The sequence below is a fragment of the Moraxella sp. CTOTU47618 genome (assembly GCF_032017425.1).
Classification (GTDB): domain Bacteria; phylum Pseudomonadota; class Gammaproteobacteria; order Pseudomonadales; family Moraxellaceae; genus Faucicola; species Faucicola tetraodonis.
The window spans coordinates 63,626-85,034 of record NZ_DALZPW010000006.1 but is presented as its reverse complement, the minus strand read 5'-3'; the positions used below and the strand labels follow the sequence as shown (position 1 = coordinate 85,034).

Annotated in this window: 16 protein-coding genes; 9 read left to right on the top strand and 7 right to left on the bottom strand. The window is 46.1% G+C overall.

Features of this window, described 5'->3' with window-relative positions:
• Positions 1 to 26 precede the first annotated feature (26 nt).
• Positions 27 to 749 carry an SPOR domain-containing protein gene (locus RTS09_RS06425; protein ID WP_312535355.1) on the top strand — a complete coding sequence of 241 codons (723 nt, stop codon included), beginning with the start codon at positions 27 to 29 and terminating at the stop codon, positions 747 to 749.
• A gap of 60 nt (positions 750 to 809) precedes the next feature.
• On the opposite strand, the gene plsB is transcribed toward RTS09_RS06425, so the two are convergent.
• Positions 810 to 3,575, bottom strand: a complete 2,766-nt coding sequence (gene plsB, locus RTS09_RS06420; protein ID WP_312535350.1) for a glycerol-3-phosphate 1-O-acyltransferase PlsB — start codon at positions 3,573 to 3,575, stop codon at positions 810 to 812.
• 184 nt (positions 3,576 to 3,759) lie between these two features.
• Here plsB and RTS09_RS06415 point away from each other — a divergent pair, with 184 nt between their 5' ends.
• Together RTS09_RS06415 and RTS09_RS06410 are read left to right on the top strand one after the other, a co-directional pair.
• Positions 3,760 to 4,734 carry an acyl-CoA thioesterase gene (locus RTS09_RS06415; RefSeq protein WP_312535347.1) on the top strand — a complete coding sequence of 325 codons (975 nt, stop codon included), beginning with the start codon at positions 3,760 to 3,762 and terminating at the stop codon, positions 4,732 to 4,734.
• Between the two features lie 64 nt (positions 4,735 to 4,798).
• Entirely contained in the window at positions 4,799 to 5,272 is a 474-nt protein-coding gene (locus RTS09_RS06410) for an acyl-CoA thioesterase (RefSeq protein ID WP_312116146.1), read from the top strand.
• A gap of 67 nt (positions 5,273 to 5,339) precedes the next feature.
• Here RTS09_RS06410 and ribBA read toward each other — a convergent pair whose 3' ends face one another.
• Positions 5,340 to 6,452, bottom strand: a complete 1,113-nt coding sequence (gene ribBA, locus RTS09_RS06405) for a bifunctional 3,4-dihydroxy-2-butanone-4-phosphate synthase/GTP cyclohydrolase II (RefSeq protein ID WP_312535344.1) — start codon at positions 6,450 to 6,452, stop codon at positions 5,340 to 5,342.
• A 457-nt stretch (positions 6,453 to 6,909) separates the two neighbouring features.
• On the opposite strand from ribBA, the gene RTS09_RS06400 reads away from it, so the two are divergent.
• The gene (locus RTS09_RS06400) at positions 6,910 to 7,563 is read left to right on the top strand and encodes a BLUF domain-containing protein (RefSeq protein WP_312535342.1); all 654 of its coding nucleotides are present in this window, start codon (positions 6,910 to 6,912) and stop codon (positions 7,561 to 7,563) included.
• 10 nt (positions 7,564 to 7,573) lie between these two features.
• Here RTS09_RS06400 and RTS09_RS06395 read toward each other — a convergent pair whose 3' ends face one another.
• Both RTS09_RS06395 and RTS09_RS06390 read right to left on the bottom strand, forming a co-directional pair.
• Complete coding sequence (locus RTS09_RS06395) at positions 7,574 to 8,857, bottom strand: replication-associated recombination protein A (protein ID WP_312535340.1); 1,284 nt, start codon at positions 8,855 to 8,857, stop codon at positions 7,574 to 7,576.
• A 3-nt stretch (positions 8,858 to 8,860) separates the two neighbouring features.
• The gene (locus RTS09_RS06390) at positions 8,861 to 9,379 is read right to left on the bottom strand and encodes a hypothetical protein (RefSeq protein WP_312535337.1); all 519 of its coding nucleotides are present in this window, start codon (positions 9,377 to 9,379) and stop codon (positions 8,861 to 8,863) included.
• 637 nt (positions 9,380 to 10,016) lie between these two features.
• On the opposite strand from RTS09_RS06390, the gene RTS09_RS06385 reads away from it, so the two are divergent.
• The 5 genes from RTS09_RS06385 to RTS09_RS06365 all read left to right on the top strand — a co-directional run bounded on the left by RTS09_RS06385 (position 10,017) and on the right by RTS09_RS06365 (position 17,563).
• A complete protein-coding gene (locus RTS09_RS06385; RefSeq protein WP_312535334.1) occupies positions 10,017 to 12,008 on the top strand; it encodes a TolC family protein in 1,992 nt (663 codons plus the stop codon).
• A 46-nt stretch (positions 12,009 to 12,054) separates the two neighbouring features.
• Positions 12,055 to 13,272 (top strand): HlyD family secretion protein, encoded by a 1,218-nt coding sequence (locus RTS09_RS06380; protein WP_179286581.1) that lies wholly within the window; start codon positions 12,055 to 12,057, stop codon positions 13,270 to 13,272.
• A gap of 8 nt (positions 13,273 to 13,280) precedes the next feature.
• The gene (locus RTS09_RS06375) at positions 13,281 to 14,711 is read left to right on the top strand and encodes an ABC transporter permease (RefSeq protein WP_312535327.1); all 1,431 of its coding nucleotides are present in this window, start codon (positions 13,281 to 13,283) and stop codon (positions 14,709 to 14,711) included.
• Positions 14,711 to 15,898, top strand: a complete 1,188-nt coding sequence (locus RTS09_RS06370) for an ABC transporter permease (protein WP_312535325.1) — start codon at positions 14,711 to 14,713, stop codon at positions 15,896 to 15,898. Before RTS09_RS06375 ends, RTS09_RS06370 begins: the two co-directional genes overlap by 1 nt.
• Positions 15,899 to 16,117: 219 nt before the next feature.
• Positions 16,118 to 17,563: an L-serine ammonia-lyase gene (locus tag RTS09_RS06365; RefSeq protein ID WP_312535323.1), complete on the top strand. Its 1,446-nt coding sequence runs from the start codon at positions 16,118 to 16,120 to the stop codon at positions 17,561 to 17,563.
• 51 nt (positions 17,564 to 17,614) lie between these two features.
• Here RTS09_RS06365 and RTS09_RS06360 read toward each other — a convergent pair whose 3' ends face one another.
• The 3 genes from RTS09_RS06360 to RTS09_RS06350 form a co-directional block, all read right to left on the bottom strand.
• Positions 17,615 to 19,174 carry a pyridoxal phosphate-dependent decarboxylase family protein gene (locus RTS09_RS06360; RefSeq protein ID WP_312535321.1) on the bottom strand — a complete coding sequence of 520 codons (1,560 nt, stop codon included), beginning with the start codon at positions 19,172 to 19,174 and terminating at the stop codon, positions 17,615 to 17,617.
• 77 nt (positions 19,175 to 19,251) lie between these two features.
• A complete protein-coding gene (locus RTS09_RS06355) occupies positions 19,252 to 19,821 on the bottom strand; it encodes a nucleotidyltransferase family protein (RefSeq protein WP_312535318.1) in 570 nt (189 codons plus the stop codon).
• A gap of 83 nt (positions 19,822 to 19,904) precedes the next feature.
• Positions 19,905 to 21,269 carry a diaminobutyrate--2-oxoglutarate transaminase gene (locus RTS09_RS06350; protein WP_060995331.1) on the bottom strand — a complete coding sequence of 455 codons (1,365 nt, stop codon included), beginning with the start codon at positions 21,267 to 21,269 and terminating at the stop codon, positions 19,905 to 19,907.
• Positions 21,270 to 21,409: the final 140 nt, after the last annotated feature.

The window sequence follows — 21,409 nt, the reverse complement described above, 5'->3', positions numbered from 1 at the left end:
CGTATCCCATGTCGTAGGAGATGATGATGGCAAGACCCAAAGGAGCGACCCCGCGTAAAGCGCCAAGCACGATGTCGTTTTTTGCTGCCATGTTGGTGGGCATGATATTGACCGTGGGGATTGGTCTGTTTGTTTATTTGTGGAATCCATTTAACCAAGGCAAAACCACAAGCGACGAAGTGCCCATGGTGCAGCCAAAGGTGCAAGACAAACCCAAAACCAATAACTACGAGTTCTATGACTTACTCAAAGAACAGCAGGTCAGTGCTGTCCCGGACGAGGCCGCTGCCAGTCAGCCAGTCTCAGCGCAGCCTGATGTAGTGTTGACCCAAGCTGACAGCACCAGTGCGCCCAAATCAGCGAATGTCAGCGTGGTCGATAATCCCTTGTTGTCTGATGATAACGGTACCAAACCACGGGCTTCAGCCAACAATAGCAGTATAGACACCAGCACCGCTGCCGATGACAAAAGCAGTGCCGATGCCATTGTGATTGGCAATGAAGAGCCTACGCGGACTTATATCTTGCAAATCAATAGCTTTGATAATGCTGATGATGCGGATAAACGCCGTGCTGAAGTGCTAATGGCAGGGGTGGATGCCCAAATCGTCAAAAAACGCTTAAGCAATGACCAAACTGTCTATCAAGTTATCTCTCGCGCCATGAGTAGCCCAGAGATGGCGGCACAAGCCCAGCGCCAACTACAAAATAGCCGCATTGATTCACTGATTGTCGAGCAGCGTCGCTAGGCTGATTTGCATGCAAAAAAACCGTGTTGTGATAACACGGTTTTTTATTTTTTGGTGGCATTAAGCTTTTTTACGACTAAATTTGCGTTGCTTTTTGTTTTGCAGTTCAGTCAAGGTGCGTTTGATTTCCTCATCAGTCAGTTGTGAAATTTGCTGTAAGATATGCATCACGTCCATATTAAGGATAAATCGCGCGCTTTTTGCCATGGTATGAATGCGAGCATCAAACTCAATCACCCCGCTAGCCGACACCGTAATATAGCCCAAACGCTCTAGCGCATCCATAAAGCTAGTAAACAAGGCACGGTCAAAGAAATCTGGCATGTCATCTTCGTATAGCACGGATAGGCGCTGACCGAGCAGATGACCCAAATCAATCACTTGATCTTTGGTGAGTTTGCCTGAGCCTTGCTGACTCAGCAGCGCAAGTACCATAAAGTAGCGCTCTAAACTTTGCTCAACTGAGTTGGCAAGCACTGTCAACTGCTGATAGCTACGGGTATTCGGCTCTGGCGTGGTCAGGATGCGATGACCGTCCGCATTCACCCCTTTGTCCACGATGATTTTTTCTTCGACCAACGTATCGATATGCTCACGCAAAGTGTCATTTAGGGTGCGCAGTGGGTATTTCAAAAACAACTCTGCTTGCAAGAAGGGGTACATGATACCTACCACCCGCTCAATGGTGTTTAGGCTCATGGTGCCATTACGCTGTATCAATGAGGCACACAGTGACGCGATGATATAAATATGCAAAATATTGTTGCGAAAATAGCTCAGTAGCGGTGCTTGACCGTCCGCAATACGAATCAAGTCCCCGAGCACATGGGGGGTGCGCTCGATGAGTTTAAGCTTGACACCATAATTGATAATGGATTCTGGGCTTTGCTGGGTGATTGATACATCATCATCATACGGGATTTTTTCTGCGATACGTTGATACAGCGCCAACTGTTCACGACAGCTTTGCTCATCGAGTGCACCATGAGGCGTGTCGAGCAGTACCAAAGATAGCAAAGTGACTGGGTTAAGCACCGCAGAGCGGTTGATACGCTGCATGATTTTGATGCCCAAATTGTCAATCATGTGAGTGACATTGGCAGGCATATCACTATCGGTACGGTCTTTGGGTAAGGTATTTGGGGCAACGTCAAATTTTTTCATAAAATCAGCCAGATAAAGCGGCTGACCAAAACTGACATGCACATGACCGAAGATGCGCTCGATTTTTCGGCTGGCTTTTAACAAACCCAATAACGACTCAGATTCTTTGGGTTTACCTTTAAGTTCGCCCACATAAGTGCCGCCTTCCATAATACGTTCATAACCGATGTAAGTCGGGATAAAGACAATTGGTTTGCCCGCTTGGCGCAGATGGCTTTGTACCGTCATCGCTAGCATCCCTTTTTTGGGCGGCAACAAGCGTCCTGAGCGCGAACGACCGCCTTCTATGAAGTACTCAATCGGCGTGTTACGCATCAACATACTATGCACGTATTCACGAAACACCGCAGAGTACAGCGGATTGCCTTTAAAACTGCGACGCATAAAGAAAGCGCCGCCATTGCGTAGTATTTGACCTAGCACGGGAATGTTTAGGTTCTCGCCTGCGGCAACGTAGGGCACACGCAACCCACGTTTATAAATCACGTATGACAGCAACAGATAGTCCATGTGACTGCGGTGGCAAGGCACATAGATGATTTCATGGTCGGATGCCAGTTCGCGTACCCGCTCAAAGTGCGCCACCTCAACCCCGTCATACAACTGTGTCCATAGCCAGGTCAAAAAGCGGTCAAAAAAGCGCACGGTTGCATACGAGTAATCACTGGCAATCTCGTTCAAATAGCCACGCGCCAGTTTTCGGCTTTTGGCGAGTTCACGCGAGTTTTCTTTGCTATCGACATTCACGGCATGCTGAATGGCAGGCGTATACAGAATTTTATCGACCACATTGCGACGGTCTGATAAGTCAGGACCTAAGATGGCTTCTTGTTGTTTATCTAGATAACCTTCTAAACGCTGCTGTACCCGTGCAGTGATGGTGTGTAAATGATGGCGGTCTTTACTAGCAGTATCAGTGGGTGCCAGGCTATCGGCTTGCAGCACAGGGTTTTTGCTAATCTCATCTTCGATAATGCCACGCAGGTCTTTGGGCGCGTGGAACTGCACATAAGTATCCCGCCCTTTAACCCCGATATTAAATAGCTGTTTACTGATACTTGGTACTTGCCATTCATCAGCGGTGAGGAGGTTAAACAGCGAATCTTCTTTTTCTGGCGCGCGACCCCACAAGATAGTGACAGGGATAAAATCAATTTTTAGCGTTGGGTATTGCTCGACGGCTTCAATCAAGCGTAATAGGCGAGGTGAGAATACGGCGCTGTCATGAGACAGTTTTTCTGTTTTATGGTGATGCAAAAAAATCATTGCGGTATTTTCATCAATACCATGCGCCCGATCGATGACATTGGCTAGGGCAGGGGGTAGGTCGTATTGTTTGGTTTCTAGGTCAATTAAAATACTGTTGCTACGAGAATACTCTTTGAGCACATAAAAGGTGAGTCGCTGGCTTGATGTGTCGCTATCCATATTTGTATTGGCGCTTGCTAAGCTACCGCTAGCTAGCGGTAGCTTCTCATCGCTAACATCGGTGCTAGCTTGGCTAATATTGGGGATGTCGCCGATAAGTTTGGATTTGACGGCGAGCCCCAATAATTTGCCAGAGACTTGTCGGTATAGATTTTTTAACAGCGGGGTAGCAGCAGGATGGGTACCTTTGCTGTTCGCTTGGGTAGTGCCTGAATTTTTCCCTACGTGATTCATAGTATGCCTAGTGATTGCGTGAGTTTTTTCGTAAGTTTTTTAAAGATAAATACAAGGTTTAAAATATGTCTTATCATGCCATAGATTGATGAATTTCTAAACCTTATCACGCAAAAATTCTTGTATAATGAGTGACTTTAATCCATTTTATCTACCCAAAATAACGTTAATGATAAGAGCGTCTATGGCAAGCCAGCAAGATATAAACCATACCCATACGATTGATATCACTCACCAACCACAGGTGCCCGTAACAGCCGTAACGCAGCAGCTTGAGCAGCAAGCGATTTGGCAACAATTAGTCACGCAGTTATTAGAAACCTTAACCCTCGTGCCGTATCAAGACAATGTATTTATTGGGCAAAGCCACGATTATGTCGGCGCGCGTATTTTTGGTGGGCAAGTACTGGGACAAGCATTGATGGCCGCCAGCCATACCGTGGAGCATTCAAAACCTTGCCACTCATTTCATGGCTATTTTTTGCGCGGTGGCGATATCAATAAGCCTGTATATTACCAAGTGGAGAAATTACGTGATGGTCGTAGCCTTGCTTCACGTCAAGTGACAGCACGCCAATATGATGACGATAATCAACCGAGCATTATTTTTACCATGATGGCGTCTTTTTCACCGTTTGAAGAAGGGCTTGAGTATCAACAAGCGATGCCAACGTATCCTACGCCAGATGTGTTGCTGACCGAGCAGCAGCTCAAAGACCAAGTGGTAGGCAAAATCCCTGATGCCCTAAAAGCGCGCTTTATGCGCCAGCGTCATATCGAAATCAAGCCAGTACAGCCGCGTGACCCGATTCATCCAAAAATCATGGAACCTAGCCAAGCCAACTGGCTGCGTATTCCGCAGCTGGGTAAACAGTCAATTCAAGTGCAACAAGCACTGCTCGCATTTTCTTCTGATTTTTATTTGATTGGTACAGGGCTGATGCCACACGGGATTAGCTTTATGACTAAAGGGTTGCAAGCGGCAAGTATCGACCATAGTATGCATTTTCACCGCCCATTTGATATGAATGATTGGTTACTCTATAACATGTGGTGCGATACCACGTCACAGTCAAAAAGCCTAAACCACGGTCAATTTTGGCAAAATGGCAAATTGGTCGCCACAACCCAGCAGCAAGGGCTAATGCGACTGCGCTAGTGATTCAATAATTTTTATCTTGTGTTAACTCGTGTTAAATAGTAGCCGTATGAGAGAGGAAAATATGTCCAATCCCCCAATGAGTGATGCTGCCCGTCAGAACATCGCCCAACAAGACAATCACCCATTAAAAGGCTTTGCTGTTATCTATGAGCAAAAAGTGGAATGGGGCGATATGGATGCGTTCAATCATGTCAATAACGTGGTGTATTACAACTATGCCCAGCGCGCGCGTATCCACTACCTTGAACAAGTCGATATGTTTAACTTACAAACCCATACCGTGATTGCTTCGTCATCTTGCCAGTATTTGAATTCGGTCACTTTCCCCGATGTGCTTTGGATTGGCATTCGTGCCAAAAAAATAGGTAATACCAGTCTGACCCATGACTATGTTTACTTTAGCACGGCCCAGCAAAAAGTCGTCGCTACCGTGTCGTCCGTCATTGTGTTTTTTGACCAAAATGGCAAAAACAAACAACCGATTTCTGAGGGTCAACGCCAACAACTTGCCGAGTTAGAAAGTCATACGGTTTAACTGTTACTAAAATTGTTAAAAAAGCCACAAGCTGCAATGCTCGTGGCTTTTTTTGTCTGGTGAATTGCTATTTGTGGTGTGGGTTGGCAACGGTTTCGACCAAGTTTAGGTCAAATCCTGATAACGCGTTGAATTTGAGCGGTGATGACAGCAAACGCATATCACGCACGCCTAGATAACGTAAAATCTGTGAGCCAACCCCAATGCTGCGGTAGGGTTGGTGTTTAAGCGGTGAGTTGGGTTTGTCAGCGACAAAGTTATCGAGTGCTTCACCCATATCAATCGCTTGCTGATGCCCAATCCAGACGAACACGCCACGCTCTGATTCGCTGATTTCTTTGAGTGAGGCATGAATATCCCAGTTACTCTTACCGCTGTTGGGTAGCTGCACGGTGAATAAATCGCGCAATGGCTGGAAGCTATGCACCCGCACAGTGCTCACGCCTTCTTGTGGGTTGCCCTTGACCAGTGCCAAATGGGTATCCTCTGAATTTTTTTCTTTAAAACGATAAGCAGTAAACTCACCAAACTCAGTTTGCATAGGGTAATTGGCGATAGCTTCTACCGTTTGCTCATTGGCAATACGGTAATTAATCAAATCAGCGATGGTACCGATTTTTAAGCCATGTTCTTTAGCAAAAATCTCTAGGTCATCACGGCGCGCCATTTCGCCATCTTCTTTGATAATTTCACAAATCACTGCCGCAGGTTCAAGGCCTGCCAAGCGTGTTAGGTCACAGCCGGCTTCGGTATGACCGGCACGGTGTAATACACCGCCATTTTGTGCCACGATTGGGAATACATGTCCCGGTTGTACGATGTCTTCGGGTTTGGCAGTCGAAGACACCGCTGTTTGGATGGTTCTGGCGCGATCTGCTGCTGAGATACCTGTGGTGACCCCTTCTGCCGCTTCGATTGATACCGTAAAGTTGGTACTAAATTTAGCGCCATTTTTATCCGACATGAGCGGTAAATTGAGCTGTTCACTGCGGTCAGCGGTGATGGTCAAACACACCAAGCCACGCGCATGGGTAATCATAAAATTAATATCTTCTGGGCGTACATGGGTGGCTGCCATCACCAAGTCGCCTTCGTTTTCACGGTCTTCATCATCCATCAAAACGACCATTTTGCCTGCACGGATGTCATCGATAATTTCTGCCGTTGTATTAAATGCCATAAAAGTGCCTTTGTTAGCGATTTATTGGAATAACATTGATTAAAAAACTGGTTGAAAAACTGATTAACAAATAGGGACAGAAAATAAGCGCTATCAGCTAGTATTGTTCAAACTATTGTCCAAACCAACCTTAACAATCACCTCATCAAACTGGGTGAAGCTAGTATGGGCGCTCATTTCATATTTGCGCGCTATTATAGCATTAACTCAGTGAGTCTAAGCAGCGAAATATTGATAGCCATACGCGCTGGTAGCGCACGCAGACATAAGATTAGGGTAGATTGGTTGAAAAAATTAACAAAAATTGGTGATTTTGTATAATTTTTGAGCAAAAATTAAAAAAAACTGGTATATTATTACTTAATAATTAATAAAAATTACATTCTTAATACGTTTGAAGAAAACGCTATTAAAAGTCATAGACGTCTAACCGATTTATTTATCTAAGGATCCTGTGATGTCAGTCTTTTATCTTATCTACACGAGCAAAATCACCTTACAAGCAAGTTTGCATACGATGACGTTGCCTGATATCTATCGTCAGTCAGTCGCGCGCAACACCCAAGCAAATGTCAATAGCGTACTATTTCTCAAGCAAGGCAACTTTCTACAATATATGGAAGGTAGTGAGCGTACTATCACCCAACTATTTGACAAAATCAAAGCCGATAAAAGACACAAAAATATTCACGTTATTGGACAGGGACAAGCGCCCAATGCGCTGTTTGGGCACTGGAAAATGCACTGCATCAATTTAGATAGCGTCAATGATATGGATGATGTCGATGATATCAGCCCCCTGCTAGATTATTTTGAAACTGCGCAATTTGATAGCGCCAGTGTGCCAAGGTTGCTTGCGGATGTAGAAAACTATTATCGTTCGGGCAAATGGCAAAGGCATCAACATACCAACTTTGATAAGGGCAGTTATAGCCATGCCAAGCTGCGCCGATTGGGTGTTAAGCATCGCTATTTTTTGTGGATTCAGCTTGGGTTTTTATTGGTATTTTTATTGCTGATGGTGTACTGGTTATTACAGAATAGGGTTCATTTGGCTGCGCTAAATCATCCGTTGTCTGCTTTGACGGGTTTTTTAGCCGCCGCGCTTTAATCACCGCTGTTCAATGATTGCCCTTTAACCACTGTATAAAGGCATAGGTTTGCTGTTCTTTGGCATTATCAGCAAAGTCAAACAACCGTGTGCCCATCAAATTATCAGGCAGATACTGCTGTGGGTGGTAATGGTTGGGGTAGTCGTGCGGATAGATATAATTGGCACCATAACCTTCGGCGCGCATCAGCTTGGTGACGCCATTACGCAAATGTAGCGGTACAGGCGATTGGTCATTTTCTGCCAGTCGCATCGCTTTATTGATCGCCTGATAACTAGAATTGGACTTCGGCGATGTCGCCAAATACACCACCGCTTGCCCCAAAATAATCCGCGCTTCAGGCATACCGATGCTCTGCACGCTTCGCAGGGCGGTATCGGCAAGTAGTAACGCATTGGGATTGGCAAGTCCGATATCTTCACTTGCCAAAATCACCAACCGCCGTGCAATAAAGGCAGGGTCTTCGCCCGCTGTCAGCATCCGCGCCATCCAATACAGTGCCGCATCAGGGTCACTGCCGCGGACTGATTTAATCATCGCTGACACTAGGTCATAATGACCATCACCTGATTTGTCGTAGCGTACCAGACTTGCACCTGCCACCGCGATGACACTGTCATCAGTCACCACAATCGGTGACTGGCTGCCTTGCTTAAAATTGGGGCTTGATTGAATGGCGAGTTCAAGTAAATTTAACGCCTTACGCGCATCGCCTTGCGATAGCGCAAAAATCGCTTGGCTTGATTGTATTTCAATCTTAAATTGTTTAAAAACTGCATCATCGTCAATGGCACGTTGTAGTACTTGGCTGATTTCATCTTCGCTCAAGGGGTTGAGTCGATATACTTGGCAACGGGACAATAGCGCATTATTGACACTAAACGAGGGGTTTTCGGTGGTCGCACCAATTAAAGTAATATCCCCTGACTCAACCGCGCCGAGGAGTGCATCTTGTTGGGCTTTGTTGAACCGATGAATCTCATCGACAAATACCACCGGTGGCTCGCCAAACAGGCCGTCATCTTTTGCCAGTACTTCACGCAGCTCTTTAACCCCTGCATTGATAGCCGAGAGCGGGCGAAAAGGACGACCCACTGCATCGGCTAATAGCATGGCTAAGGTGGTTTTGCCGATGCCTGCTTCCCCATGCAAAATAATGGATGGCAAGTAACCTTGCTCAACGATACGGCGAATCGGTGCGTTGGCACCGAGCAAATGGGTTTGTCCGATTACCTCGTCAAGCGATTTTGGGCGGACACGTTGGGCAAGGGGGATTTGGTTAGTTTGGCTCATTGGTTAAGGAATCAGCTTAAATTCGTTGCTAAGGCTTTCAGTAGATGTTATAGGGTTGGTGGTTATATTTGGATCATAAGTTAAACCAAAAATTTGGGCTTGATAATTTTTATTCAAATCCAAAGGCTGCGATGAATCGTCAATTTTGGTGATAAAACTTAGCGTAGCACCCTGTGGAATAATCATATCAAGTGAACGACAAGCATCTGACACGCCACCCCAAACGACATCTTTTTTATCTTTTTCAAACAAAGCGACCGTAATAGACTCATTACAGTTGTTAATGCGCAAGCTTTTCTCTTTGGCTGTAATCGAGATGCGTAATTTTTTATTCGGTAAAGGCTCAGCTAAAATATAGCTTGTACTTGTAGTAGTATGAGTTGAAACCGCAGGCTTTGACTCAGATGTTATGGCTGGATTTGAACTTTGTTGCATAGACGGCACTGAACATGCTAATAAAGTAACGGCGAACATGGCAACCATCAATAAATGCCTAACTTTTAGCACCTTTTCTTTTAGCATCGTTTCTTTCCTTATCTAGCATGGCACCAAGTTTTTAAATCAAGTTTTTTAAATAACGCCTAATATTCTAGTGTAGCAAACAAGGGCGTGGGCGGCTAAATGAGTTAAGCAGTGATGTTGTGTTTTCTTTGTTAAAACCCAACGCGGTTGTTAGGTATGGTTTGGCAAAGTTCAAAATCCCTTGTACGAACTGGGATTTTTTTAGGCATTTTAGCATGCCTAAATGACATCGGTAAGCTAACTTGTTTGATTTGTGTGACTACTTGGATTGAGAAATATTTTTACTTTGTTAAATAAAAATAAACAGTCATGATGTGAGGCTTAATGAGCCATATTTTTAAAAAAACTACAATATTGTTAATATGACAAGTGTAGATTGACGGGTCATTTTTTTCTTTTTACAATCTTATACTTTAGTTAATATTCAAAATGACAATTAGTGCTCACTTTGGTATTTCATTATTATTTAATTAGGCATTATTTAATAAGACATTATTTAATAAGACAGTTTTTTGGTAAGACAGTTTTTTGGTAATACGGGCATCATAACGGTGACCGCATCAATTACTAGGGTAATTGACGGCTTGCGGGGTTGTTATGTTGCGGCAAAGCCATAGGCAAGTTATTAGCGAGTCGTATGAAATTACATCAATCCATCAAACCATCGACTTACTCAGTAAGCCATCATCCGCAGCCACTACCACGCGTGCTTACCCTGTCTGCGTTTACGATGGCAATGGTTTCGTTGAATTTGTCCTTATCTTTGGCAGCGACGGCTGCGACCACGGTCACCAAACCTAGCACTACCAAAACGACCCCAACAAAAACTACAACAAAAACCACCACCACGACCACGACAAAAACCACCAAAACGACCAGTAGTCCCACTAAAAATGCTAACAAGCCGCCTGTTAAAACATCAGCTAAAACATCGGCTAAAAATTCTGTTAAAACATTGGCTAAAACCACACCAGCAGCGCCAACCACAAAGCCCACTAGCAGATTGCAGCCCAGTACCAGTGGCGATACCGCGGAGTTTACGCCGATAATCAATACCCCGCCCAATCCTGAGCCTGTACTCAATGCTAGCCCTGCCACCGACGCACCATCAGCAGACACGCCATCGAAAAAAACCGCGACCCGCGCCAATGAAGTCAAAGGGGGGAAAGCAGCTGGGCTCAGCTACGATCCTACTATCAATAATGGGGTGCCTTATCCGCCAAGTTATGGCCTAGATGTGCCCAGTAATTTGACACTGGCACAAGCGCAGCAGTACCTAGTCAAAGTATCACCCAAAGTCGCGGCTGACAATGCGGCAATCGTGAGTAATGAGCTGCGAGCTGAGTCGACCAAAGGCTTAAACAAACCGATTGTGTATCTGGGTGCCAGTGCCACGCATGTACATGTGGATAACAATATAGATACCACGGGCATTAAAAACAACCTAGCCATTGACAACGCAGTCAATAACAATATTGGCAATTTGCCCATCACTTTGCCACTGCCTACTACGGCAGTAGATATCGGTGGTTTAATCACCGACCCGATTCCCAATAGCATCCCTGCCAATGTCGACAAAAATAGAACAGGCGCAAATGTCACCGTGCTGTGGTCTGCTTATAACGGACATAAAACCGAAGCAGTGACCAGTTTGCTCAATGGTATGACCGATGAAAGCCGTGCCGATGCTGACTTGTCACTGGATGAACAATACACCACGCTTACCAAACGCTATTTTCAAACCCAGCTTGCCATCATGGCAGCGTATCTACGCGCCGATGCGCTCAATGCGATTCGTGCCACCGACCATGCCGCACAGCGCGCACTCGATGTGGGGCTGATTTCAAAAGTCGAGCGTTTGGAAGCCAAAAAAGCCTTAGCCGATGCCGAATACGAAAATAGCAAAGCGCTGAACGATGCTGAGCTTGCCATGACCGCGCTACAGCGGTTACTGCGCACGCCGTATTTTATCAAACCAACATCGCCTTTATTTGTATCCACCAAGCCGTTGCCGCCGCTGAGTTATTTTCAGCAGCAGGCTAAAATGCATCACCCAGGTTTTGATAAGGTCGCCGCCAAGTACAACCAAGCCAAAGCGCTGCATGAATTTAGTGAATCCGCCTACAAACCCAATGTCACCGTCTTTGGTCGCTCTGAAATCGACGCTGACCCAAATTGGATTGCTGGAGTGTCTGCCAACTGGAAATTGTGGGGTGGGGTAGATCGCCGTACTAGCACCCAATCGAGCCTTGCCAAGCTGCACCAAGCCGAATTTAGCCAAGTGGATGTCAATGATAATATTATGTTATTGGTAGAAAAAAATTGGCAAACAGTCAACAATGCACGCGATAATTTTATTGCCTTAAATACCAATATTGAACTCGCCAGTGAGATGCTACGCTTTCGTCAGCTTGGATTTAAAGAAGGCGTCAACACGGCCGTAGAAGTGATGCAAGCCGAAGCCAATTTGGAAAAAGCCAAAACCGAGCAGGCCAAAGCGGCAAATGATTATGTACAGGCAATGGCAGACTTGATGCAAAGCTGCGGTACGCCGCTAGAGTTTAACCGTTATATGCAGGCAGCGGACGTCAAGCTACCCGCGATTTATTTTGAACATCGTAAGAACTAATCAATTATTTTAACCCGTGTCTTTATTTCACCAGTAGGCTTACCGTATGGCTGATCCACAAAACCCAACACCAGACAATGCGATGGACAACGCTAAAGACAACGACAACACTTTGGACAGCGCTGCGGATAATGCTAATGCAGCGATGAACGCCCAAGCTGCCGATGAGCCGCACGCAGAGGACAGCCTGTCAGCCGCTGCGACGGATAGCCGCTACGTGCCGCCTACCAAAAAACCCAGTAAAATCCGCACCATCATTATTGCTTTGATTATCCTTGGGCTGATTGGACTGGTCGCATGGGGGCTAATCAAAGACAAGCGCGAAACGCGCAGCGCGCCTGTGACCATCCAAGGGCATATGGAAGTAGAGCAAACGCCTGTCGCTGCCAAAGTTGCCGGTCGTATTGCCAATATTTATGTCAAAGAAGGCGATGAAATTAGCGTGGGCACACGCTTGATTGATATGGATAGCCCAGAAATCAATGCCAAGGTCGAAGAAGCACAAGCAGGCAAAGAATTAGCCCAAAGCCAACTGGACAAAGCCAACAATGGCGCAAGACCGCAAGAGATTGAAATGGCAAAATACCAGTACGATGCTGCCCAATCTGCGGCTGACCTTGCCAAAGTCACCTATGAGCGTATCAACCGACTCGCGGCAGAAGGCTTGATGTCACGGCAAAAACGTGACGAAGCCTATACCAACTATGTCGCCAGTGTCGATAAAGCTAAAATCGCCAAAGCGCAATATGAGTTAGCCAAAACAGGCGCGCGCAGTGAAGATAAAACCGCTGCCCAAGCACAAGTCAGCCAAGTAGAAGGCAAGCTTAAAGAAGCGATGGTTGCCAAAGAAGAAGCCAATCTTAAAAGCCCGATTGCGGGTATCGTGGACAACGTGATTGTCAAACCAGGTCAAGTGGTTGGACAGGGCGTACCACTGATGACCATTGTCGACCCCAAAAACCAATGGGTCGTGCTTAACGTTACCGAAAATAACCTAAATCATTTTGCAGTCGGCAGTGAATTTAGCGGTACGGTTCCTGCGTTATCGGTCAACAATCAGCCTTACCGCCAAGTGTTTAAAGTGTACGCAAGTTCCGTGCTATCAGATTTTGCCACGTGGCGCCCGACCAACAGCAAAGACGGCTTTGATATGCGTACCTTTGAGATTCGTGCGCGCCCGAGCCAGTCAGATACACGCCTAAGACAGGGCATGACCGTATTGGTTGATATACCGGCAAGCCAGCAGCCAACCCAAACACAATGAAGTCAACTATGGCATCAAAATCGACATCAAAACTGACTTCAAACAAGCGCTCTAAACCGTCACCGACATCGTCCGCTGTGCCAAATGCCAGTGACAGTGTCAGTGCTGGTGACAATGATAATGAGCGTTATGCGTATTCGCAGTTTGATAATCGCTCAGGCTTTGTGCAATTCTTTGCGGCGTTTTGGTACAGTGCGCGCCGTGAATGGGATTTTTTGGTGCAAAATCGCTGGGATTTTTCCTTGATGTTTTGGATGCCCATCGTATTGATATTTTTGGTTTGGTGGATTTTTAGCAAAGGCATGGCAGTCGGGATTCCGATTGCGGTCATAGACAATGACCACTCCGCGCAATCCGCGACGATTATCCGTTATATTGATGCGACGCCTGAGGTTGCGGTGGTCAAAAGCCTTCATAGTGCCGCTGCCGCTCAGCAAGCTATCGAGACTACCGATGTCATGGCGGTGGTTGAAATTCCAGAGAATTTTTCAACCAATCTACTGGCGGGCAAAACCTCGCGCTTGCTACTCAATGTCAATGCCCAGTATGGCACGCATTCAGGCATGATACAAAAAGCGGTACAGACAGCAGTTAGTACCTTTTCGGCAGGGGCGGAGATGCAGCGGCGAGTCGCCATTGGCGAAGATATCACCCTGACCAAAACCAGTTATGCACCGATACAATCGCAAAGTGTGGCACTGTTTAATACCGCCAATAACTATCAGCAATTTTTGGCGGTCACGGTGGTACCAGCCTTACTACATATTTTGTCGATGGTGATTGGCGCGTCAACTGTCGGGCGAGAGTTGGTCGACAAGACGTTAGGTGAGTGGTATCAGTCGCTAACATCCCCCAAATTTGCCAGTAGCCATGCCAGTAACCACGCCTTTAACCGCCCCTTTAATCCTAACCATCCTGTCACACTGGGGCACGAAAAACCCAAGCTATCGCTGATTATCGCAGGGCTCAATGGCAAACTAATTTGGGCGATGTTTGCCTATACGCTTTGGGCAGCGGTGGCATTGACCTTGGTGATGCAAATTTTCCCCATACGTTTGGCGTCTGTGGCGATTACTTATCTGATATTTTTAATGTTTATGATGGTGTCGTTTTGGCTTGGGGTGATTCTCACGGTCGGCACGTTTTCGTATCGTCAAGGCTTGTCATTTACCGGATTTATCTCCGCGCCGTCATTTGCTTTTTCAGGGGTGACGTTTCCATTTTTGGCGATGAGTCCTGCCGCGCAGCGTTGGGCAAATGCCCTGCCATTAACCCATTATCTCAACTTGCAAACCACCCAATTACAAATGGGCGCACCGCCATCGTTTGCCTATAGCAGCTTTATCGGATTTTTTATTGCCGTTATGATTACCTTGTTGTTAGCCGCGTTGTTGACCAAAAAAGCCTTGCTGAAGCCTGAAAAATGGGGGCAACGCTGATGCCCACCCAGACAACGCCCGGCAAAGTCGACGTAAGCAAAGCCCCAAACATTTGGGAGCGCGGTTTTTTGCTGCAAGTTTTGCATGTATGGCGCAGCGTGTTTCAAGACAAAGGGGTGCTCAGTATGCTACTGATTGCCCCGATTATTTATGGCTTTTTTTATCCGTGGCCGTATTCAAAAGAAGTGGTGCGTCATGTCCCTGTGGCAGTAGTGGATTATGACCATTCAAGTCTATCGCAGACCATAATCAGCTACGCCCAAGCCAATCCGCGCATCCAAAGTACCATTGTAAACGATGAAAACAGTGCCAAGCAGCTGATGTGGCAAGGCAAGATTGCAGGCTACATGGTGATACCCTCAGGGCTATATCAAAAAGTGACCACAGGACAACCTGCCAAGGTGAGTATCCTTGCCAACGGTAACTATTTTTTGCTCAATAAACAAGTACAAACGGGGTTTTTAGAAGTCATCGGCACCGTGTCCGCAGGGGCGAAAGTACAAAAAAATGTCGCCATCGGGCAAGATATCACGGTTGCCAAAAACAATATTTCCCCTGTTGCGCTGACGATTAATCCGTTATACAACCGTACCGAAGGCTATGGTAGCTACATTGTCCCTGCGGTTGCGATATTGATTCTGCAGCAGATGTTTTTGATGGGCACGGCAATGCTAGTGGGTACTTGGGCAGAGCAAGACATACACCGCGCTTCGATGAAAACGTGGCTTGCGCGAATATTGGGCTTAGCGTGTTTTGGTTTTGTGCTCGGCTGTTTTTATTATGGCTGGGTATTTTCCAACAATGATTATATCCGTAACCAAAATCTGACGGGTTCACTGATACTGCTTGCCCTGTTTTTCCCCGCGGTAACGGCATTGGGCTGTCTACTTGGGGTATGGTTTGGGGCGCGAGAACGGGCGATGCAAATTTTGGTCGCAAGTTCAATGCCGATGCTATTTGTCTCAGGAATTTCGTGGCCGTATCAAATGCTGCCTGAGCCACTGCAGTATTTGCGCTGGGTGTTGCCTAGCACCTCTGGGATGAATGCCTCTGTGATGCTCAACCAAATGGGCGTGCCACTGGCGTATGTCAACGTGTATCTCATGGCACTCATGATGATTTTCTTAGTTTGTTTATTGCTGCTACTTTTATTAGCGAGTAAAGAAAGTGAATCGTTAGCAGATTAATCCTTGTCAACAATTATTTTCTTCCTCATGCGGTTACACAGGTGGTTAGTTGCCAAAGTTGCGATGCGTGTAGCAAGTATCTATCATCCATCATCCATCATCTGTCATTTGATAAACTTTCCGATAGCACATTGACACAGATGGGCAATTCGTGGTTATCTAACACAATAGATACAACATAATTGAATTTTTCAACTGATTGGCATATAGGATTTATCAGTGATCAGTATTTTTGATTTATTTAAAATTGGGATTGGACCTTCAAGTTCGCATACGGTCGGACCGATGAAAGCGGCGAATCTGTTCGTTAGCGCATTATCACAGCAGCAGCTACTGACGCAGGTGGATAGGGTGCAAGTCGAGCTGTTTGGTTCGCTCGGCGCGACCGGCAAAGGGCATGGTAGTGATATAGCGGTGATGCTAGGTTTGATGGGAGAGCAACCACAGACGACGGATGTCGCCGCTATTTTACAAAAAATTGCCGATATCCAAGCGCAAAACACGCTATGTCTAAATCAGCAGCATGAAATTAACTTTGTTGCTGACAAGGATTTAATCCTAAATGGTAGGGTATCGCTGCCCCATCATCCCAATGCTTTGACTATCACTGCTTTTACAGGCAATGAAATTGTTTACCAAAATACGTATTATTCAATCGGCGGCGGGTTTGTACAGACCGAGCAAGAAGCCCAAGCAAAAGAACCGGTGATTGAAAGCGTCAAAAAACCGGTACCTTATCCCTTTAACAACGCCAAAGAATTATTACAAATTTGCCAACACAATCAACTGTCAATCGCCCAAGTCGTTCGAGCCAATGAACTGGCTAACTTGGGTGAAGATGAGCTGCTGGGTGGACTTAACGATATTTGGCAAGTCATGCAAGACTGTGTCAATGATGGTTGTCGCCACGATGGTATTTTGCCAGGGGGCTTACAAGTACAGCGCCGCGCCAAGGCGATTTATCAGCAGTTATCCGCTGCCGATAGCCGAAAAGCGTTTAATGATGCCCTTGCCGTGATGGATTGGGTGAATTTGTATGCGTTGGCAGTGAATGAAGAAAACGCCAGTGGCGGACGTGTGGTGACTGCTCCCACCAATGGTGCGGCAGGCGTGATACCTGCTGTCATGCATTATTATCGAGATTTTTGTCCAAGTTATACGCTGCAGGGGTTACATGATTTTCTGCTAACTGCTGCGGCGATTGGCATCATTATCAAAGAAAACGCCAGCATCTCAGGCGCAGAAGTGGGCTGTCAAGGGGAAGTCGGCTCGGCGTGTGCGATGGCGGCGGCAGGGTTAACCTATGTGCTTGGCGGCAGTCCTGCCCAATGTGCCAATGCTGCCGAAATTGGCATCGAACATCACCTTGGCATGACGTGTGACCCGATTGCGGGGTTGGTCCAAGTGCCTTGTATCGAACGCAATGCCATGGCGGCAGTAAAAGCGATTAATGCCTCAAGGCTTGCGCTTAAAGGCAATGGACAACATGTGGTATCGCTTGATAAAGCCATCAAAACCATGAAAGAGACAGGCAGAGATATGATGTCAAAATATAAAGAAACCGCAATGGGCGGGCTTGCTATCAATGTCCTAGACGAGGATTTTGCCGCCCAGTCAAATCTGATTCCGACGCTGGATGTGACGGTCAATTACAGTCAATGTTAGTGCTATAGTAAAAAAACCGATTCGCCAAGGAATCGGTTTTTTTTGTGCTTATCAATCAATCGCAGGCTGATAATCCCCTGTGATAATACGTTCTTTGATGTCATCGGCTTGCGCCAACACTTGAGCCAATAAGGCTTTGACATTGTCAAGCGTCGCGATGGGGCTTAACGTGGTCATTTTAAGCGATTGCACATCTTGGTGAGCATCCCCTTGCTTTTGGTAACTGACGCGCGTCACGCCGATATTGGCTTCACCTTTGGCAAATAGCTCATCGGCGACATTTTGGTTTAAGCTATCAATCAACTCAGCCGGGTAGTCTTTGGGTACCACGCGAAATAGCACGGAGGCAAACTGTGGCTCTACCAACAATTCAAGCCCATCCGTGGCTTTGATGTAATCAGCGACTTCGCGGGTCAAATCAACGCCATGGTCAATCATCGAGCCGTATAATTCTTCGCCCAAGGCTTCCACTGTCAGCCATAATTTTAGCGCATCAAAACGGCGTGTGGTTTGTAGCGACTTAGAGACTAGGTTGGGTACGCCATGTTCTTCGTCATACGCAGAGTTCAAATACTCAGCTTCATAATGCATGAAGCGATAGTTAGCTTCATCTTTGAGCAAAAATGCCCCGCAAGAGATGCTTTGGAAGTAATGTTTGTGGAAGTCGAGGGTGATAGAGTCGGCTTGCTCAATGCCTGCAAGTTTATCGCGGTAGTTATTCGATAAAATCAGCGCACCGCCCCAAGCGGCATCAATATGAAGCCATGCACCATACTCATGGGTAAGCTTACGAATCGCAGGGATTGGGTCAATCGCGCCCGCGTCCGTGGTGCCTGCAGTAGCGACCACACAGGCGATGATTTTGCCTTCGGCCTTCAGTTGCGCCATGGTGTGTTCAAGTGCGACAACATCCATCTGCGCTTGGTCATTGACTGGCACAGTAACAACCGATTGAAAACCCATACCCATCATTGCCATGTTTTTTTGCACGCTAAAATGCGCGTTTTCTGAGCAGATAACTTTCACTTTTTGCATGGCATCGCTTGGGATACCGTCACGCTGTACTGACCATTCTGACCCATCGTCATTTTTATAGTTTTTAGCGATACACCAATCACGGGCGAGCAACACGCCCATCAAGTTGGATTGGGTGCCCCCTGAGGTGAATACGCCCGCTTGGCCGCTACCAAAACCGACTTTTTGACGTAGCCAATCAATCAGTTGCACTTCCATCAGTGACCCTGCTGGGCTTTGATCCCAAGAGTCCATCGATTGGTTGGTGGCATTTATCAGCACTTCGGCGATTTGACTGGTCACCATCGTTGGGCAGTGCAAGTGAGCAAGCGAATGTGGGTGATGCACCTTTAAGCTTTTATTAAGAAATAATTCGACTGAACGTTTTAACGCATCTTCCAAGCCAAGTCCTTCTTTTGATGGCTGAAAAGCAATCTCAGCGCGCAGCTGCTTGATACTACCGCCGGTGTACATTTTGTCGTTTTTGAGCCAATCGGTGACGGCTTGTACAGCGGTGTTCATATTTTTTTGGTAATCGGCAATGGATTGGCTGTCATTACAAAATAACGCTTGGCGGTGCTGTGATAAGTTTGACATGGTAAGTCCTTGCATTCTTTAAGATAGAGTTAACTATAAATTGTCATTAAACAGAGTGATACGAGCAAATGGTTAATTTATTTTACAAAATTACGCTTATACAGTTGATGATTTACAATATTGGCTTTGGCATCGTTTATATCCCAAATTTGCAATTCCCACGGATAATAAAAATTGCTCGCATTTTTAAAATACACATGCACACCGATGTACCCGTCGAGATCACGTAAATACCAATTTTTTAGACTGTAATCTGTTTTCCAATCATCCAGTTTTTCCATGATGTCTGTCACATCAGCCGATGGCAAAATTATCCGAGCACCAAAAATATCATTTAAAATATTATTGACTGGGTACTGGTTTTCTCGTGCCAAATAGCGATTGACTTTGTCATAGATACTTTCAGCCGTTTTAACACGGTAAAAAAAATCGATATTTTGGGTATCGGCAAATGCCAAATAATCATTGATCGCTTCATGCAAATTAAGCCGATATGACAAAATAGGCTCAATAGGGACGGTTTTGAGCGTATGTGATAGATTGATTTTTTGTACCTTGCCTGTTTCAAAATAATCTTGCCAATACTCACCATGAATCCGATTGATTTCTCGAATCAGGCGTTCGGTCTTGGCGATAGTGGTTTCCATATTTTACTCAAAATGAAATAAACAGATAATAAAAACGGCAAAGCTATGTCAGTAACTTTACCGTCTTAATAGGCAATAATCAATTATCCACGTACTTTTTGCACGGCTTCAGCCACTGCCTTTTTAAAGCGTTCAAGCACCGCATCACATTCTTCTTGCGTGATGTTAATCGGGCAAAGCAAGCGAATCACTGTACCGCCACGACCGCCTTTTTCCAGCAGTAACTTGTTGTCAAAACACGCTCTTTGAATCGCATTTGCCATGTCAATGTCAGCAGGATACGAGCCGATACGGTCAGCAGGTTTACGCTCATCGACAATCTCAATACCGGTCATCAAGCCGCGACCGCGCACGTTACCGATACAAGGAAATTCTTTGGCGATTTTTTTGAGTTCATCGCGCAAGAATTCACCACGGATACGCGCATTTTCTGCCAAGTTTTTGCTGCGGATTTCATCCAATACTTGAATCGATGCCGCCATTGCAAGCTGATTGCCACGGAAAGTACCGGTGTGACCGGCTGGCGCCCATGCGTCGAATTTTTTGTTGATGGCAAGTACGCACAATGGCAAACCACCCCCAACCGCTTTACTCATCACTACCACGTCAGGCACGATGTCGGCATGTTCGAAGGCAAACATTTTGCCTGAGCGCGCAAACCCAGCTTGCACTTCATCCAAAATCAATACGATATCATGCTTAGCGGTCACTTCACGGATTTTCTGTAGCCATTTTTTGGGCGCAGGCACGACACCGCCTTCCCCTTGAATCGCTTCTAGGATGACCGCTGCAGGTTTGACCACGCCGCTTTCAACATCTTCAATAAAGTTTTCAAAGTAGTAAGTCAGCGCATCCACGCCTGCTTCACCACCAAGCCCAAGTGGGCAGCGGTATTCATGCGGATAGGGCATAAACTGTACCCCTGGCATCAAATTGCCAACTTTCTCTTTAGCAGACAAATTGCCGGTCATGGCAAGCGCGCCATGGGTCATACCGTGATAACCACCGCTAAATGCGATAACGTTGTCACGCCCTGTATAAGTTTTTGCTAATTTAATCGCCGCTTCTGTACCGTCAGCACCGGTCGGACCGCAAAATTGCAATACGAAATCTTTTGGAAAAAAAGACAGCAAGGATTCGGTAAATGCATCTTTGACAGGTGTGGTGATATCTAGGGTGTGCAGTGGCAGGCCACTTTCTAACACATCGTATAAGGCTTGTTTGACGGCTGGGTGATTGTGACCCAAGGCTAATGTGCCAGCACCGGCTAGGCAATCAAGGTAATCATTGCCTTCAACATCAGTGACCCAAATACCTTGGGCTTTAGCTATAGCTAGCGGTAGTTTGCGGGGATAACTACGAACATTAGATTCCATCGTGCTTTGACGAGTTAAGTAATATTCGTTAGTGGCATGAGAAATAGGGTGTACAGGGGTGTGAACGCTCATATCGGATTACCATCTCAGATAAGGGTTTAAGAAAATTTGCTTGTGGCTATCTTTCTCGAACTTGTGAATAAAATATCAGTCGGGATGACTGACACCAAAACAAAAACGTTATACCGCAAAACCCCAAAATGCCATGACAC

Coding starts and splice junctions, on each gene's coding strand:
- RTS09_RS06425 (WP_312535355.1), top strand. CDS start 27: ATGGCAAGACCCAAAGGAGCGACCCCGCGTAAAGCGCCAAGCACGATG.
- plsB (WP_312535350.1), bottom strand. CDS start 3,575: ATGAATCACGTAGGGAAAAATTCAGGCACTACCCAAGCGAACAGCAAA.
- RTS09_RS06415 (WP_312535347.1), top strand. CDS start 3,760: ATGGCAAGCCAGCAAGATATAAACCATACCCATACGATTGATATCACT.
- RTS09_RS06410 (WP_312116146.1), top strand. CDS start 4,799: ATGTCCAATCCCCCAATGAGTGATGCTGCCCGTCAGAACATCGCCCAA.
- ribBA (WP_312535344.1), bottom strand. CDS start 6,452: ATGGCATTTAATACAACGGCAGAAATTATCGATGACATCCGTGCAGGC.
- RTS09_RS06400 (WP_312535342.1), top strand. CDS start 6,910: ATGTCAGTCTTTTATCTTATCTACACGAGCAAAATCACCTTACAAGCA.
- RTS09_RS06395 (WP_312535340.1), bottom strand. CDS start 8,857: ATGAGCCAAACTAACCAAATCCCCCTTGCCCAACGTGTCCGCCCAAAA.
- RTS09_RS06390 (WP_312535337.1), bottom strand. CDS start 9,379: ATGCTAAAAGAAAAGGTGCTAAAAGTTAGGCATTTATTGATGGTTGCC.
- RTS09_RS06385 (WP_312535334.1), top strand. CDS start 10,017: ATGAAATTACATCAATCCATCAAACCATCGACTTACTCAGTAAGCCAT.
- RTS09_RS06380 (WP_179286581.1), top strand. CDS start 12,055: ATGGCTGATCCACAAAACCCAACACCAGACAATGCGATGGACAACGCT.
- RTS09_RS06375 (WP_312535327.1), top strand. CDS start 13,281: ATGGCATCAAAATCGACATCAAAACTGACTTCAAACAAGCGCTCTAAA.
- RTS09_RS06370 (WP_312535325.1), top strand. CDS start 14,711: ATGCCCACCCAGACAACGCCCGGCAAAGTCGACGTAAGCAAAGCCCCA.
- RTS09_RS06360 (WP_312535321.1), bottom strand. CDS start 19,174: ATGTCAAACTTATCACAGCACCGCCAAGCGTTATTTTGTAATGACAGC.
- RTS09_RS06355 (WP_312535318.1), bottom strand. CDS start 19,821: ATGGAAACCACTATCGCCAAGACCGAACGCCTGATTCGAGAAATCAAT.
- RTS09_RS06350 (WP_060995331.1), bottom strand. CDS start 21,269: ATGAGCGTTCACACCCCTGTACACCCTATTTCTCATGCCACTAACGAA.